Annotated in this window: 14 protein-coding genes; 4 read left to right on the forward strand and 10 right to left on the reverse strand. The window is 68.6% G+C overall.

The annotated features are described in order from the left end of the window. The first annotated feature begins 54 nt into the window (after positions 1-54). Complete coding sequence (locus AVTE2539_RS17020) at positions 55-768, forward strand: YebC/PmpR family DNA-binding transcriptional regulator (protein ID WP_284412312.1); 714 nt, start codon at positions 55-57, stop codon at positions 766-768. Between the two features lie 86 nt (positions 769-854). Here AVTE2539_RS17020 and AVTE2539_RS17025 read toward each other — a convergent pair whose 3' ends face one another. After that, the gene (locus AVTE2539_RS17025; RefSeq protein WP_272563793.1) at positions 855-1,148 is read right to left on the reverse strand and encodes a hypothetical protein; all 294 of its coding nucleotides are present in this window, start codon (positions 1,146-1,148) and stop codon (positions 855-857) included. A gap of 73 nt (positions 1,149-1,221) precedes the next feature. After that, positions 1,222-1,755, reverse strand: coding sequence for a hypothetical protein (locus AVTE2539_RS17030; protein ID WP_284412314.1), 534 nt, complete (start codon positions 1,753-1,755; stop codon positions 1,222-1,224). Positions 1,756-1,900: 145 nt separating this feature from the next. Here AVTE2539_RS17030 and AVTE2539_RS17035 point away from each other — a divergent pair, with 145 nt between their 5' ends. Further along, positions 1,901-3,439, forward strand: coding sequence for a winged helix-turn-helix domain-containing protein (locus tag AVTE2539_RS17035; protein ID WP_284412316.1), 1,539 nt, complete (start codon positions 1,901-1,903; stop codon positions 3,437-3,439). Positions 3,440-3,508: 69 nt separating this feature from the next. Beyond that, on the forward strand, positions 3,509-5,641 hold the full coding sequence (locus AVTE2539_RS17040) for an NAD(P)/FAD-dependent oxidoreductase (RefSeq protein ID WP_284412318.1): 2,133 nt from the start codon (positions 3,509-3,511) through the stop codon (positions 5,639-5,641). Between the two features lie 52 nt (positions 5,642-5,693). On the opposite strand, the gene AVTE2539_RS17045 is transcribed toward AVTE2539_RS17040, so the two are convergent. After that, the gene (locus AVTE2539_RS17045; RefSeq protein WP_284412320.1) at positions 5,694-6,968 is read right to left on the reverse strand and encodes an amidohydrolase family protein; all 1,275 of its coding nucleotides are present in this window, start codon (positions 6,966-6,968) and stop codon (positions 5,694-5,696) included. 255 nt (positions 6,969-7,223) lie between these two features. Between AVTE2539_RS17045 and AVTE2539_RS17050 the strand changes: the two genes are divergently transcribed. Further along, positions 7,224-7,613, forward strand: a complete 390-nt coding sequence (locus AVTE2539_RS17050; RefSeq protein ID WP_272563788.1) for a VOC family protein — start codon at positions 7,224-7,226, stop codon at positions 7,611-7,613. Between the two features lie 62 nt (positions 7,614-7,675). On the opposite strand, the gene AVTE2539_RS17055 is transcribed toward AVTE2539_RS17050, so the two are convergent. The 7 genes from AVTE2539_RS17055 to upp all read right to left on the reverse strand — a co-directional run bounded on the left by AVTE2539_RS17055 (position 7,676) and on the right by upp (position 14,566). Continuing rightward, complete coding sequence (locus tag AVTE2539_RS17055) at positions 7,676-7,864, reverse strand: helix-turn-helix domain-containing protein (RefSeq protein WP_284412324.1); 189 nt, start codon at positions 7,862-7,864, stop codon at positions 7,676-7,678. A gap of 530 nt (positions 7,865-8,394) precedes the next feature. Continuing rightward, complete coding sequence (locus AVTE2539_RS17060) at positions 8,395-9,009, reverse strand: GNAT family N-acetyltransferase (protein WP_284412326.1); 615 nt, start codon at positions 9,007-9,009, stop codon at positions 8,395-8,397. 54 nt (positions 9,010-9,063) lie between these two features. Then, positions 9,064-9,987: an ABC transporter permease gene (locus tag AVTE2539_RS17065; RefSeq protein ID WP_284412328.1), complete on the reverse strand. Its 924-nt coding sequence runs from the start codon at positions 9,985-9,987 to the stop codon at positions 9,064-9,066. Positions 9,988-10,096: 109 nt separating this feature from the next. Then, positions 10,097-11,158, reverse strand: a complete 1,062-nt coding sequence (locus AVTE2539_RS17070; protein ID WP_284412330.1) for an ABC transporter permease — start codon at positions 11,156-11,158, stop codon at positions 10,097-10,099. Continuing rightward, positions 11,155-12,807: an ABC transporter ATP-binding protein gene (locus tag AVTE2539_RS17075; RefSeq protein WP_284412331.1), complete on the reverse strand. Its 1,653-nt coding sequence runs from the start codon at positions 12,805-12,807 to the stop codon at positions 11,155-11,157. Before AVTE2539_RS17075 ends, AVTE2539_RS17070 begins: the two co-directional genes overlap by 4 nt. Positions 12,808-12,840: 33 nt before the next feature. Further along, entirely contained in the window at positions 12,841-13,851 is a 1,011-nt protein-coding gene (locus AVTE2539_RS17080) for a BMP family protein (RefSeq protein ID WP_284412334.1), read from the reverse strand. An 85-nt stretch (positions 13,852-13,936) separates the two neighbouring features. After that, positions 13,937-14,566: a uracil phosphoribosyltransferase gene (gene upp, locus AVTE2539_RS17085; protein WP_284412335.1), complete on the reverse strand. Its 630-nt coding sequence runs from the start codon at positions 14,564-14,566 to the stop codon at positions 13,937-13,939. Positions 14,567-14,603 lie beyond the last annotated feature (37 nt).

A 14,603-nucleotide genomic window follows, 5' to 3' on the forward strand; every position in this document is an offset into this window, starting at 1 on the left:
GATCAATCAACGACGCGGGACGCCTGGAGCGCCGCAAACCAAGGAATCGTCACGATGGGCGCGCAGTGGAAAGCAAAGGGCAAGGCACAGGTCGCGGATGCCAAGGGCAAGCTGTTCGGCAAGCTGGTCAAGGAAATCATGGTCGCGGCGCGAGGCGGCGCCGATCCGGCGGGCAATGCGCGGCTGCGCCTGGTGGTGGAGCAGGCCCGCAAGGTGTCCATGCCCAAGGACACCCTGGAGCGCGCCATCAAGAAGGGCTCGGGCCTGTCCGGCGACGCGGTCAATTACGAGCGCGTGATCTATGAAGGCTTCGCCCCGCACCAGGTGGCGGTGATGGTGGAGTGCCTCACTGACAACGTGAACCGCACGGCGCCGGAAATGCGGGTGCTCTTTCGCAAGGGCCAACTGGGCACGTCCGGCTCCGTGGCCTGGGACTTCCACCATGTGGGCATCATCGAGGCCGAGCCGGCGTCTGCCGATGCGGACCCCGAAATGGCCGCCATCGAGGCGGGTGCTCAGGATTTCGAGCCCGGCGAGGAAGAGGGCAACACTACCTTCTGGACCGATCCCACCGACTTGGACCTGGTGTGCCGCGCGCTGCCGGCGCAGGGGTTCACGGTGCTGTCGGCCAAGCTGGGCTACCGGCCCAAGAACCCGGTGAACCCGGCCAATCTCAGCGCGGAGCAACTGGAAGAGGTTGAATCGTTCCTGGCCGCCATCGACGGCAACGACGACGTGCAGAACGTGTTCGTGGCGCTGGCGGGCTGAGTGCCTCCGGCACGCCTGCCTTCCCAAAAAGAAAGCCGCCCCGGCCGTGAGGCCGGGGCGGCTTTTTCAATGCGCCAGGAGACGCTTCAGAAGTCCAGGATGTTGGACTGCACCACGGTCGGAATGTGCGACTGCACGAACGACTGGATGGTGCTGCAGGGCAGGAAGAACGGCCGCTGGGTGATCGTCACGGTGCAGGTCTGGCCGTTCACAGAAAACGTGCCAGCCACCGTACCCAGTGGCGTGCCCACCGAAAAGCTGCCACCCGCGGGACCGCCCGAGATGACGCCGCCATTCTGGTGAATGAGGGCGGCGATCTTGACAAACAGGTCCTGGGCACTGCCCGTGAAGCTCACATTGAAAGGGCTGCATGAAGCCATGGTTTTTCTCCTGCGTAATGAAAAATGGCCGAATTGGTTTGATTTTTGATTCGGCCCCTCCCTTGGTGGCAAATCAGCAGCGGCCCACCACCGTGCCGCTGTAAATGGGATTGCCGTTGAGGTAAATGGTGACTTTCAGACCCGTGGGAATGAGAGAGCCGCAAGTCTGGGCGCACGCCTTCAGTTGGCCGCCGACGGGAATGCGGATCGGAGAGGTAATGCACAGGTTGCCGTAGATCGGCACCGAGAAGCAGATCTGGTTGGTGGCCGGGTTGTAGCTGGCGCCCACGCAGACGGACAGCTTCAGGGCTTCCACGCCTTCCAGGTTGGGACCGGCGGCAGCGTTGCTGAGCAGTGCAGGTGCGTGGCTGCTGCCCTCGGCGAAACCCACGGCCGTGAAGTTCGGCACATGGGTCGAGTCGTCTTGGGCGCCGTTTTGGTTGCAATTACAGTCGGACATTATGTTTCCTAGAGGGTTTGTTTTCTCTGAACAAAATACCGGCTTCAGCAAGATTGCGTGGCCGGTTGCTTTCTCATGACGCCCCTCGATTATTTTTTTAATGGCGTTTTTAACGCCGCTTAAAAATCCCCCTCGGTTGCGATTCATGAGTGGGCGGATTTTGTTCTTCGCCCCCTTTTATTGCCCTTAAAGCGGCCTTGGAAAACCTGAAGCGTTCTGAAACAATCTTGGTGTAGAGTGAGAGACCCGCCGGGGAGGCTGGGTTGTTAGAGGCGACAAGAACTTGCGGGCCATGACCACTGAATTCACGTTTTCCCACTTCACGCTGAGGGTCCACGAGCGCCAGTTGCTGGCCCACGGTAAGCCTGTCCTGCTGGGAGCCCGCGCTTTCGACGTGCTGTGCGCCCTGGTCCACAAAGCCGGCGCGCTGGTGACCAAATCGGAGCTGTTCAACCTCGTCTGGCCGGGCATGGTGGTGGAGGAAAACAACCTGCAGGTGCATGTCTCCTCGCTGCGCAAGCTGCTGGGCTCCGACTTGATCATGACCATACCGGGGCAGGGCTACCGGTTCGTCGCGCGCGTCGCGCCGGTGGCCATTGGCACCCAGGTGCCCGAGCCGCTGCCGGCCGCGGTGGTGTCCAGCGCCTCCCGCTCGGTAGCGGTGCTGCCGTTCGGCGTGGCGGGTGGTCTGGCCGAAGACGGCTACCTGGCCGACGGCATGGCCGAAGACATCATCAACCGCCTGTCCCGCTCGCGCTGGCTGTACGTGATCGCCCGCAGTTCCTCGGTGAGCTACCGGCATCCGTTGCCGCCCAATGGCACCATAAGCCAGGAACTGGGCGTGCGCTACCTCGTGTCAGGCCTGATCCGGTTCAACGGCAACCGGTTGCGCGTGACCGCGGAGCTGATCGACGGGCCGCGCAATGAAACCATCTGGGCGCAAAGCTTCGACCGGCCGGTGGACGACCTCTTTCAGGTGCAGGACGAGATATCGGCCGCCATCGTGAGCGCCATCGAGCCGGTGTACCTGCGGCGCGAGGAATGGGTCAGCAGCCAGACCACGCCCCGCGACCGCGAGCATTGGGAACTGCTGATGCGCGCGCGCTGGCATTTCTGGCGCTCCACGCGCGACCACATGGAGAAGGCGGAGTACTTCGCGCAAAAGGCGCTGGACACCAAGCCCGACGATCCCCCGACCCTGGCCCTGCTGGCATTCATCCTAATGTCACGGGTGTGGGCCGGCTGGTCCGAATCCGCCCGCATGGACATCGCCGAAGCCAACCGCCATGCCCTGCAGGCGGTGAGCCACGACGACACCGACGCCTTCGCCCATTTCACGCTGGGCACGGTGCTTTCGTTCTCGCGCAATTTTCCGCAGGCGATTTCCGAGCAGGAGCACGCCCTGTCGATCTATCCGCAGTTCGCCGCGGCGGCGGGCGAACTGGGGCGCCTGCTGGCGTTTTGCGGGCGCACGCAGGAGGCCGCGAGCTACGCATTGCAGGCCTGCGAGGCCAGCCCGCTCGATCCCCACCTGAGCCTGTGGATCCGCACACGGGCGCTGGCGAGCTTCATCGAGGGCGATTACCAGGCCGCGCTGGGCTTCGCCCTGCAGGCGCTGTCCAAGCGCCCGGACTGGTTCTTCAACCACTATCTGCTGGCTGCGTGCCAGGTCGCGTCCGGCCGCCCGGAGGACGGGCAGCAGACCCTGCGGCAGGCCCAGAAGTTCGGCCCGTACTCCCTGCAGGCGTTGAAGGCCGGCCACCCCTTCGTGCATGACGAGCATCTGAACCATTACACCGACTGCCTGCGCCAGGCGGGCTGGAGCGAGTGAGCCGCGCATCCACCCGGTCGTCCACGAGAAACCCAACCATCGGCAATCCAAAAGAGAGAGGGAAACGGTATGTCTGAAGCGAATGCACCCCAGAAAATCGCCATCCTGGGGGGCGGCCTGGCCGCCCTGACGGCGGCCTACGAACTGACCAGCCAACCCGGCTGGCAGGAGAAATACGCCATCACGGTGTACCAGATGGGCTGGCGGCTCGGCGGCAAGTGCGCCACCAAGCGGGGGCCCAACAACCGCATCGAGGAGCACGGCATCCACGGGTTCCTGGGCAGCTACTACAACGCGCTGCCGATCATGGCCGACTGCTACAAGGCCCTGGGCCGCCCGGCGGACGCCAAGCTGGCCACGTTCGAGCAGGCCTTCATTCCCGAGAGCTTCGTGCTGATGTGGGAGTTCGAGAACGGCGGCTTCAAGCGCTGGCCCATGACCGTGCCGACCAATTCGCTGACCCCGGACGATGCCTCGTCGCTGCAGACCATCCGCCAGTGGATCGGTGGGCTGATCGAGACCACCCAGGGCCTGATCGACCCCGAGGCCACGCCCGGCCTGAGCGAGATCCACAAGCTGGAGCTGCGCGCCGGCCAGGACATCCTGGAACGCCTGCAGACCGCGATCCTCGACGAGAACGCCGAGCTGGGCACCAGCCACCCCGCGCTCGATGAGGTGTGGGGCTGGCTGCACGCGCGGCTCAAAAGCCTGATCGACGAGAACGACGACCTGCGGCGCCTGTACATCCTGCTCGAATACCTGATGGCCATCGTGCGCGGCGTGCTGGCCGACCGCATCATCGAGCGCGGCTTCGACGCGGTGGACAACGAGAATTTCAGCGACTGGCTGGCGCGCCACGGCGCTTCGGTGATGACGGTGTCGTCCCCGCTCGCGCTCAACACGGTCAACCTGTCCTACCAGTACCCGCAGGGCGACACGGCCCGCACCGCCAGCATGGCGGCAGGTGCCTACCTGCACTGGTCGCTGCGCAGCTATGCGTACATGGGCGCGTTCGCCTGGCTGTTCGCGGCGGGCACGGGCGAGACGGTGATCGCGCCGCTGTACCTGGTGCTGCGCCAGCGCGGCGTGCAGTTCGAGTTCTTCCACAAGGTCGAGAACCTCGCGCTGTCGGCGGACGGCCAATCGGTGGCTGCCGTGGAGATGGGCGTGCAGGCCACCCTGGTGAAGCCGGATGCGCCCTACGAGCCGCTCGTGCCGGTCGAGGGCCTGCCATCCTGGCCGTCCGGCCCCTGCTACGACCAGCTGGTGGAGGGCGATGCGCTGCGCGAGCAGGACATCGACCTGGAGTCGTACTGGACGCCCTGGAAGAACGTGGGCCAGAAGACCCTGAAGGCCGGCGAAGATTTCGACCAGGTGATGCTGGCCATCGCGGTGGGCGCCGTGCCCTACCTGTGCAAGGAGCTGCTGGCCGCGCGTCCCGAATGGCGCGCGATGGTCGAGAAGGTGCCCACTGTGCAGACGCAGACCATGCAGGTCTGGCTGAACCGCAGCACCACCGACCTGGGCTGGGACATTCCCCTCAAGAACCCCACCGACACGGTGATCGGCGCCACATACATGAACCCGCTGGATGGGCAGGTGGACTTCACCCACCTGCTGCAGTGGGAATCGTGGCCGGCCAGCCAGATGCCCAAATCGCTGTGGTACTTCTCGGGCGCCATGGCCGACTACGAGCCGCCGCCGCCCCTGACCGACACCGGCTACCCCGCACGGGCCCACGCCCGGGTGAAGGCCCAGTGCATCCAGTACCTGCAGGTGTGCATGGGACCGCTGCTGCCGAAATCCACGACCAACGTGGTCTCGCCGCCGGGCGACCCGACGGGCATGGATTTCAGCCTGCTGCAGGACCACGACCCGGCCAATGCCGGGCTGGGCGTGCAGCGCTTCGACCAGCAGTTCTGGCGCGCCAACATCGACCCGTCCGAGCGCTATGTGATCAGCCCGCCGGGCAGCACCGCCGCGCGGCTCAAGGCCTGGGAGTCCGGCTTCAGCAACCTCGTGCTGGCGGGCGACTGGATCTACACCGGGCTGAACGTGGGCAGCGCCGAGGGTGCGACCATGGGCGGTCGGCTGGCGTCGTACGCCATCAGCGGCTATCCGGCGCTGACGGACATCGTGGGGTATCCGGTCTCGGCCGAAGCCCCTTGCGCACCGCCTGCGGCGCCCCCCGCCGCTGAATAAGGCAACAGGGCCAGCGTGAAACCGGGCTGCGGCGGCGCAGCCCGCGCGCCGGTCAGCCGAGCAGGAAGTCCGCGTGGCCGGGCCGGCCCGGCAGATGCAGCGCCGCCACGGGCGCCGGGCTGCCCGCCACCCGCCGGCCGCGCCGCCACACCCCCAGGCGCGCGGCGCGCAGCCGGATCGCCTCGGCCGGATCGCGTGCATGCAGCAGCACGAAGTCGGCATGGCAACCGGCCTGCAGGCCGTAGCCCTCCAGGCCCAGCAGCCGGGCCGGGTTCGTGGTCACCGCCTCGAAGCACTGGCGCATGGCCTGCTGGCCGGTCATCTGCCCCACGTGCAGGCCCATGTGGGCCGCCTCCAGCATGTCGCCGCTGCCGCCGCCGTACCACGGGTCCATCACGCAATCGTGGCCGAAGGCCACTGTCAGGCCCGCGGCCATCAGCTCGGGCACGCGGGTCATGCCGCGGCGCTTGGGGTAGGTGTCGTGGCGGCCCTGAAGGGTGATGTTGATGAGCGGGTTGGCCACCACGCCCAGCTGCGCCTCGGCCATCAGGGGGATGAGCTTGCTCACGTAGTAGTTGTCCATGCTGTGCATGGAGGTGAGGTGCGAGCCCGTCACCCGGCCGTGCAGGCCCAGGCGCTGGGTTTCGAAGGCCAGCGTTTCGACGTGGCGCGAGAGTGGGTCGTCCGTCTCGTCGCAGTGCATGTCCACCCGCTTGCCCCGATCGGCGGCCAGCTCGCACAGGATGCGCACGCTCTCCGCTCCCTGTGCCATGGTGCGTTCGAAATGGGGAATGCCGCCCACCACGTCCACGCCCAGGTCCAGCGCGCGCTGAAGGTTGTCCAGGCCGCCCGCGGCGCGCAGTACGCCGTCCTGCGGGAAGGCGACCAGTTGCAGGTCGAGGTAGGGCGCCACGCGGCGCTTCACGTCCAGCAGCGCGTGCACGGGCAGCAACCGCGGGTCGCTGGTGTCCACGTGCGAGCGGATGGCCAGCAGGCCGCGCGCCACCGCCCAGTCGCAGTAGTGCATCGCCCGCTCCACGATGGCCTCGTGCGTGAGCTGGGGCTTCAGTTCGCCCCACAGTGCGATGCCCTCCAGCAGCGTGCCGCTCTCGTTCACGCGGGGCTGGCCGTAGCTCAAGGTCGAGTCCATGTGGAAGTGCGCATCGACGAACGGCGGGCTCAGCAGCAGGCCACCCGCATCGACGGTCTCGTGCGCTGGGGCCTGCAGGCCCTCGGTCACTTCGGCAATGCGCCCGTCCTGCACGGCCACGGAAACGTTCGTGCGGCCATCGGGCAGGGTGGCGTTGTGGATGAGCAGGTCGAGCATGGTGTGTGGGGCCGGGCAAGGGTGAGAGGGGGGCTGCCAGAAGCGGTGCAGGCCGGCATGCAAAACGCTTGCCTGCGGCGCCACCGGGCCTGCCAGTGTAGGCCGCGGGGGATGCCGTTGCGCAGCCCGATGGCCGGGCCGGGTGCGCCGGCCGGAATGACGGGGCCATGTCGGATTTCTTCCAGACCGCACGGAAAAGGCCGCCTATGCTGCGGGCACGTTCGATCCACCCTGTCTTTTGCTGAAGGAGACCCCATGCAGTTCGGCTACACCATTCTTTACGTCGAGGACGTGCCTGGCACCGTCGCTTTCTACGAGGCCGCGTTCGGTCTTTCGCGCCGTTTCGTGCACGAGGCGGGCGATTTCGGCGAGATGGAGACCGGCGCCACCGCGCTGGCGTTCTCGTCGCTCCAGCTGATGGCCCAGCTGGGCAAGAACCCGCAGCGGGCGGTGGCGGGCGCGCCCCAGTGCGAGATCGCTTTCACCACGGCCGATGTCGCCGCGGCCGTGGACCGCGCGATCCAGGCCGGCGCCACCCTGGTGCAGGCCCCAGAGTCCATGCCCTGGGGCCAGACGGTGGCCTATGTGCACGACTGCAACGGCTTTCTGGTGGAGCTGTGCACGCCGATGGGCGCGGGCAACTGACGGGGGGCGGCGCTGCGCCGTTCAACGCGGCTGGTTCGATGTGGCCGATGGCAAGGCAGCGTTCAGCCGTAGCCGCTGGACTGCACGGAGGCCAGCAGGTCCTTCGATGCCCGCAGCCGGGCGGGCGTCTGTCCCAGCCAGTGCCGGCATTCGCGGCCGAAGTGCGCCTGGTCGGCGTAGCCATGGTCCGCCGCGATGGCGGCCAGGGGCGGGCCACCATCGCCCGCCAGAGCCTGGGCCGCTCGGCGCACCCGCGCGAGGCGCGCCAGTAGCGTGGGGGCTCGCCGGTTGCGGTGCGGATCAGCCGCTCCAGCGTGCGTTCCGACACGCCCAGCGCCCGCGCGGCGGCCCCCACGGTCGGGGCCTGCGCCAGGGCGTCCAGTGCCTCCTGCACGCGCGCGTCGCACCGCGTGAAGTCGGCCAGCGCCGCGTGCACGCGGGCGGCGGTCTCGGCCGGATCGCGGGCCAGGTCGATGGCCTGCACCCACTGCAGCAGCGCGTCGGAATCCACCCCCACGCCGGGATGCAGCCGAAAGCCCAGCCAATCCTCGCCGGCGCTGGCGGGCACGCCATAGGCCTGCTGCGGCAAATGCGACACCGTCCAGTGCACGGCACCGTGTGCGTCGATCTGCACGATGAGGTCGCGGCACCCGTCGGGCAGCACGCAGGTCACGCCGGCTTCGGTGCCCTGGTGCTGCCAGCGTTCCAGCACCGTGGGCGGTAGCCACACCGCGGTGGGACAGGCGGGCAGCAGGGGCGTTCCATGGGAGGCCGTGGCCCTTCAGCCGCGATGCGCGCCGGCCAGCCAGTCGGTGCGGGCGAGCCGGTACAGGCAATGCGGGCGCACCGGGTGGCCCACCGGCACGGCCGGGTGGTCGAACGCTTCGGTGGGGTTTTCGCGCATGCCCAGGCGCTCCATCACCGCGCGCGAGCGCTGGTTGCGCAGGGTGGTGAACGACACGATCTCCGCCAGGCCCAAGTCTTCGAAGCCTGCACGCAGCGCCAGGCGCGCCGCCTCGCTGGCCAGGCCCTGGCCCCAGAAGGGCCGGGCGAGCCGCCAGCCGATCTCCACGCACGGCGCGAAGGGCAGTTCGACCGAGGGCGTGTGCAAGCCGACGAAGCCCATGAAGCGCGGGCCGCCGTCGCCCGCCAGGCAGTCCGCGGCCCAGAAACCCCAGCCGCGCTGCGCGATCAGCGCCTGGATCCGGTCGGCCATGGCATCGCTGGTGTCGCGGGCCAGCGGCGCGGAAAAGTGCGCCATCACCGCCGGGTCGGCATTCATGGCGGCGAAGGGCGCGCGGTCGGCGGCGGTCCATGGCCGAAGGCGCAGCCGCGGCGTGGCCAGGGACTCCGGGGCGATGGGGACGAAGGTGTCCGGGGGCAGGGGTGTCGGCATGCGCCGATGTTATGGGAGACAAGAGGGGGCCGAGGCCCGGCCGCCCGAGGTTCGCTACCGCTCGCCCTTGCGGTAGGGCTTCATCAGCGCCTGCGGATACGCCGCCTTGCGGGCCACCAGCACCAGCGCCAGGATCGACAGCAGGTAGGGCAGCATCAGGTACACCTGATACGGCAGCCACGCATCGCCCGCCTGCTGCAGCCGCAGCTGCAGCGCATCGAAAAAGGCGAACAGCAGCGCGCCCAGCAGCGCCTTGCCGGGCCGCCACGAAGCGAACACCACCAGCGCCACGCAGATCCAGCCACGCCCGTTGACCATGTTGAAGAAGAACGCATTGAACGCCGACAGCGTGAGAAACGCGCCCGCCACGCCCATCAGGGCCGAGCCCGCCACCACCGAAGCGGTGCGCGTGGCCGCCACCGGAATGCCCTGGCCCTCGGCCGCCTGGGGGTTCTCGCCCACCATGCGCACCGCCAGCCCGAGCGGGGTGCGCAGCAGCACCCAGGCCAGCAGCGGCACCAGCAGCAGGGCCAGCAGCGTGAGCGGCGTCTGGGCCGACAGGATGGGAATGCCCAGCCAGGCCATGGGCGCGAACGGCTCGATCGTGGGGGGCGTGGTCACCTTCGGAAAACCCACGCGGTAGCCGTAGTAGCTGAGCGAGGTGGCCAGCAGCGTGATGCCCAGCCCCGACACGTGCTGCGACAGCGCGAGCCCCACGGTCAGCCAGGCGTGCAGCAGCCCGAAGACCGCCCCGGTGAGCGCAGCCACCAGCACGCCGGTCCACAGGCCATGGCCGGCATACACCGTGAGCCAGCCCGTGAAGGCGCCTGCCACCATGATCCCCTCGATGCCCAGGTTCAAAACGCCTGCGCGCTCGCACAGCAGCACGCCCAGCGTGCCCAGGACGAGCGGCGTGGCCACCCGCAGCGTGGCGATCCAGAACGCCGGGTTGGCCAGGATGTCCATCAGCTCGGTCATGCGGGCGGCGCCTTTTGGGTATTTGCTATTTTTTTAATAGCATCGGGGGCAATCATGACTAGGGCATGGGGGCGATTCGGCTTGAAACCGGTCATGGCATGCTCCCGCATCACTTCCAGCGCACCCGGTACTGCGCGAGCAGCCCCGCCACCAGCACCGCGATCAGCGAGGCCGCCACGATCACGTCGGCGATGTAGGTGGGAACGCCCACCGCTCGGCTCATGCTGTCGGCCCCCACCAGCACCCCCGCCACGAAGATGCCCGCGGCCACCACGCCCAGCGGGTGCAGGCCCGCCAGCATGGCGATCACGATGCCGCTGTAGCCATAGCCTGGCGACATGTCCAGCGTCACGTAGCTGGTGCGGCCCGCCACCTCGATGGCGCCTGCCAGCCCTGCCAGGCCGCCCGAGAGCAGGGCCACCAGCACCACCGTGCGCGTGATCGGCACGCCGGCGAACGCCGCCGCGCGGGCATTGGCCCCCGCCGCGCGGATCTCGAAACCTGGCACCGTGCGCGTGAGCAGCGCCCACAGCAGCACGGCCAGCCCCACGGCCCACAGCAGTCCGGTGTGCAGCCGCGTCTGCGGCACCAGGCGCGACAGTTCCAGCTCGCCTTGCAGCGCCACGCTTTGCGGCCAGCCGAGGGCGAGGGGGTCTTTCATCGGACCGTCGAGCAGGGCGGACACCAGCAGCAGCATCACGAAGTTCAGCAGCAGCGTGGTCACCACCTCGTCGACGCCGAGCCGCGCCTTCATCAGCGCCGGCCCCAGCAGCAGGGCGGCCCCGGCCAGCGCGGCGGCCAGCATCATGAGCGGGAACAGCACCGGCACGGGCCACTGCAGGCCGGTGCCGCCGTGCATGCCGCCCACCGCCACCGCCGCGATCGCGCCGGCATACAGCTGGCCCTCCGCGCCGATGTTGAAGAGCCGCGCGCGGAACGCCACGGCCGCGGACAGCCCCGTCAGGATGAGCGGCGTGGCGCGCGTCAAGGTCTCGGTCAGCGCGAACACCGAGCCGAACGCGCCCTGCGCCAGCAGCGCGTAGGTGCGCCCCACGGGGGCGCCGGCCCACAGCACCAGCAGGGCGCTCACCAGCAGGGTGAAGGCCACCGCGCCGACCGGGGCCGCCACATAGGCCAGCGCCGAAGTGCGCTCGCGTTTTTCCAGTCTCATGGGGTGTCGCTTTCAGGCGCGGGCGCCACGGTGGCCGGTGCGGCGTCGGCGCTGCCGCGGGCCCCGCCGGGGTCTGCCCCGGCCATGGCCAGGCCGATGGCCTCGCGCGTCCAGCCCTCGGCGGGGCGGGCTTCGCTCAGGTGCCCGGCGTGCATCACCGCCACGCGGTCGCCCAGCGCCAGCACCTCGTCCAGGTCGTCGGAGATCAGCAGCACGGCCGCGCCGGCATCGCGCGCCGCCACCAGCTGCCGCTGCACGAACGTGACCGCGCCGATGTCCAGGCCCCAGGTGGGCTGGTGCGCCACGATCAGGCGGGGGGCCGGCTGCGTTCCGTCGCCCGGCGGCAGCAGGGCCCGGCCCAGGATGAGTTTTTGCATGTTGCCGCCCGACAGCGACCGCGCCGGCGCGTCCAGCCCGCCGCCGCGCACGTCGAACGTCTCGGCCACGCGCCGGGCATGCTGGCGCGCCACGCCGCGCCGTATCCAGAAGCCGGCGAACGCGCCGCGCGAGAACCCGCGGCTGGACAGGCGCTCGGACACCGCGTTCTCCCACACCGGCAGATCGCCCACCACGCCCACGGCATGGCGGTCTTCAGGAATGCGGGCCACGCCCTGCGCCACCAGCCGGGTGGGCCGGGCGGCCAAAGGGGCGCCCAGCAGCGTGGCGGTGCCGCCCGTGGGGGCGCGCACGCCGCACAGCACATCGGCCAGCGCCACCTGGCCATTGCCCGACACGCCCGCGATGGCCACGATCTCGCCCGCATGCAGCGTGAGGCTCACGCCCCGCAGCGCGTCGTGCGCCGACCGCGCCGACGCCTGCGTCCGCACGTCGTCCAGGGTGCACACCGGCGCACCCACCGCGCGGGCCGGGCTGCGCGCGGCCACCTCCACCGCGTGGCCCACCATCCACTGCGCGAGCTGGCCCTGCGTGGTGCCCCGAGCGGGCGCCTCCGCCACGAGCCGGCCCTGCCGCAGCACGGCGATGCGGTGCGACACGCGCAGCACCTCGCCCAGCTTGTGGCTGATGAACACGATCGACAGGCCCTGCGCCACCATCTGGGCCAAGGTGTGGAACAGCGCCTCGCTCTCCTGCGGCGTGAGCACCGCGGTGGGCTCGTCCAGGATCAGGATGCGGGCGCCGCGGTACAGCGCTTTCAGGATTTCCACGCGCTGCCGCTCGCCCACCGAAAGGCTGCCCACGCGGGCATCGGGCGCCACCGGCAGGCCGAACCGGGCCGAGACGTCCAGCAGCCGCGCGCGGGCCGCGGCCCGGCGCGAGAACGGCTGCCACAGCGGCTCGCTGCCCAGCATCACGTTGTCGAGCACGCTCAGGTTGTCGGCCAGCGTGAAGTGCTGGTGCACCATGCCGATGCCGGCCGCCAGCGACGCCCGGGGCTGGCCCGGCGGCAGCGGCTGGCCGAAGACCTCGATGTGCCCCGCATCGGCCCGGTAGTGCCCGAAGAGGATCGACATCAGCGTGGACTTGCCTGCGCCGTTTTCGCCCAGCAGCGCCAGCACCTCGCCCCGGGCGAGGGTCAGGTCGATGCTGTCGTTGGCCACCAGCGGGCCGAACCGCTTGGTGATGCCGCGAAGGCGCAGCACGGGCGGCGAGGCCTCGGTGGAAGGCGGGCGGGCGGCGGACTCACCCACGCAGCGTGCTCCGCCCGGCGCAGCGCGCACGCATCACTTGGCCGTGGATTTGGGCTGGCTGTCGTCCACCTTCACGGTGAACTTGCCCGCCAGGATGTCGGCCTCCCTGGCCTTCACCTTGGCCACGACCTCGGCCGGCACCTTCTTCTCGAAAGTGCCCAGCGGCGCGAGTTCGGAGCCCTTGTGCTTCATCATCGAATAGGGGCCGTAGTCCTCGGCGGCGAACTTGCCTTCCTTGACCAGCGCGATCGCGCGGTCCACGCTGGGCTCCATGTGCCACAGCGCCGAGGCCACCACCGTGTCCGGGTACTGGGCCTGCGTGTTGATCACATTGCCGATGGCCAGCTTGCCCTTTTCCTTGGCGGCGTCGGACACGCCGAAGCGCTCGGCATACAGCACGTCGGCGCCCTTGTCGATCATGGCGAAGGTCGCCTCCTTGGCCTTCGGCGGGTCGAACCAGCTGTTGATGAAGGTGATGGTGAATTCGGCCTTCGGGTTCACCTCCTTCGCGCCGGCCATGAAGGCTTGCATCAAGCGGTTGACCTCTGGAATCGGAAAGCCGCCCACCATGCCGATCTTGTTCGTGCGGGTCATGCCGCCTGCCACCATGCCGGACAGGTAGGCCGGCTCCTGGATGTAGTTGTCGAACACGCTGAAATTGGGCGCCTGCGGCTTGCCCGAGGAGCCCATCACGAAGGCCGTCTTGGGAAAGTCCTTGGCCACCTTGCGCGCGGCGGCCTCCACGCCGAACACCTCGCCGAAGATCAGCTGGTTGCCCCCGGTGGCGTATTCGCGCATCACGCGCTCGTAATCGGCATTGGCCACGTTCTCGCTGCTCTTGTATTCGATCTCGCCACGCGTTTCCGCCGCCTTGAGCGCCTTGTGGATGCGGCTCACCCATTGCTGTTCATAGGGCACCGTGTAGATTGCCGCCACCTTCAGCTTGGCCTGCGCGAAAGCCAGCGTGGGCGCCAGGCCCAGGGTGGCGGAGATGGCCAGGGAGGTGCAGAACAGGCGGCCGGTGAAGAGGCGGCGAGAGGTCATGGAGCGTCCTTTTGCAGGGGAAAAGAGGTCGATGCAGGAAACCAGCGGCGCATGCAAAATGCGCGCCAGTCGTTCACCCCGTGATTCATTTCGTCCCGAAGATCCGATCCCCGGCATCGCCCAGCCCGGGCAGGATGTAGCCGTGGTCGTTCAGTTCGCGGTCGATCGCGGCGGTGTAGATCGGCACGTCGGGGTGGGCCTTTTGCAAGGTGGTCACGCCTTCCGGTGCGGCCAGCAGGCAGACGAACTTGATCGAGCGGGGGTTGAGTTTCTTCAGGCGGTCCACTGCGGCCGCGGCGGAGTTTCCGGTGGCGAGCATGGGGTCCACGACGATGATGTCGCGCTCTTCCATCTCGGAAGGCATCTTGAAGTAGTACTCGACCGGCTGCAGGGTCTGCGGGTCGCGGTACAGGCCGATGTGGCCCACGCGGGCGCCCGGGATCACGTTGAGCATGCCGTCCAGAAATCCGTTGCCGGCGCGCAGGATGGACACGAGCACCTGCTTCTTGCCGTCGATCACCTGGCCCGTCATGGTTTCCAGCGGGGTTTCGATCTGCACGTCCTGCAGCGGCATGTCGCGCGTGACCTCGTAGGCCATCAGGGTGCTGAGTTCGCCGAGCAGGCGGCGAAAGCTGTTGGTGCTGGCGTCCTTCTTGCGCATCAGGGTCAGCTTGTGCTGGACCAGAGGATGGGTGATGACGTGGACATTGCTCATGGGCTGGGGCCTCTTGTTGGGAAAGTGAAAAGCTGGA

It is taken from the genome of Acidovorax sp. SUPP2539, assembly GCF_030158975.1.
Taxonomy (GTDB): Bacteria; Pseudomonadota; Gammaproteobacteria; order Burkholderiales; family Burkholderiaceae_C; genus Paracidovorax.

Excerpts from the sequence above, each read along its gene's own strand:
- AVTE2539_RS17020 (WP_284412312.1), top strand. The coding sequence starts at position 55 with ATGGGCGCGCAGTGGAAAGCAAAGGGCAAGGCACAGGTCGCGGATGCC.
- AVTE2539_RS17025 (WP_272563793.1), bottom strand. The coding sequence starts at position 1,148 with ATGGCTTCATGCAGCCCTTTCAATGTGAGCTTCACGGGCAGTGCCCAG.
- AVTE2539_RS17030 (WP_284412314.1), bottom strand. The coding sequence starts at position 1,755 with ATGAATCGCAACCGAGGGGGATTTTTAAGCGGCGTTAAAAACGCCATT.
- AVTE2539_RS17035 (WP_284412316.1), top strand. The coding sequence starts at position 1,901 with ATGACCACTGAATTCACGTTTTCCCACTTCACGCTGAGGGTCCACGAG.
- AVTE2539_RS17040 (WP_284412318.1), top strand. The coding sequence starts at position 3,509 with ATGTCTGAAGCGAATGCACCCCAGAAAATCGCCATCCTGGGGGGCGGC.
- AVTE2539_RS17045 (WP_284412320.1), bottom strand. The coding sequence starts at position 6,968 with ATGCTCGACCTGCTCATCCACAACGCCACCCTGCCCGATGGCCGCACG.
- AVTE2539_RS17050 (WP_272563788.1), top strand. The coding sequence starts at position 7,224 with ATGCAGTTCGGCTACACCATTCTTTACGTCGAGGACGTGCCTGGCACC.
- AVTE2539_RS17060 (WP_284412326.1), bottom strand. The coding sequence starts at position 9,009 with ATGCCGACACCCCTGCCCCCGGACACCTTCGTCCCCATCGCCCCGGAG.
- AVTE2539_RS17065 (WP_284412328.1), bottom strand. The coding sequence starts at position 9,987 with ATGACCGAGCTGATGGACATCCTGGCCAACCCGGCGTTCTGGATCGCC.
- AVTE2539_RS17070 (WP_284412330.1), bottom strand. The coding sequence starts at position 11,158 with ATGAGACTGGAAAAACGCGAGCGCACTTCGGCGCTGGCCTATGTGGCG.
- AVTE2539_RS17080 (WP_284412334.1), bottom strand. The coding sequence starts at position 13,851 with ATGACCTCTCGCCGCCTCTTCACCGGCCGCCTGTTCTGCACCTCCCTG.
- upp (WP_284412335.1), bottom strand. The coding sequence starts at position 14,566 with ATGAGCAATGTCCACGTCATCACCCATCCTCTGGTCCAGCACAAGCTG.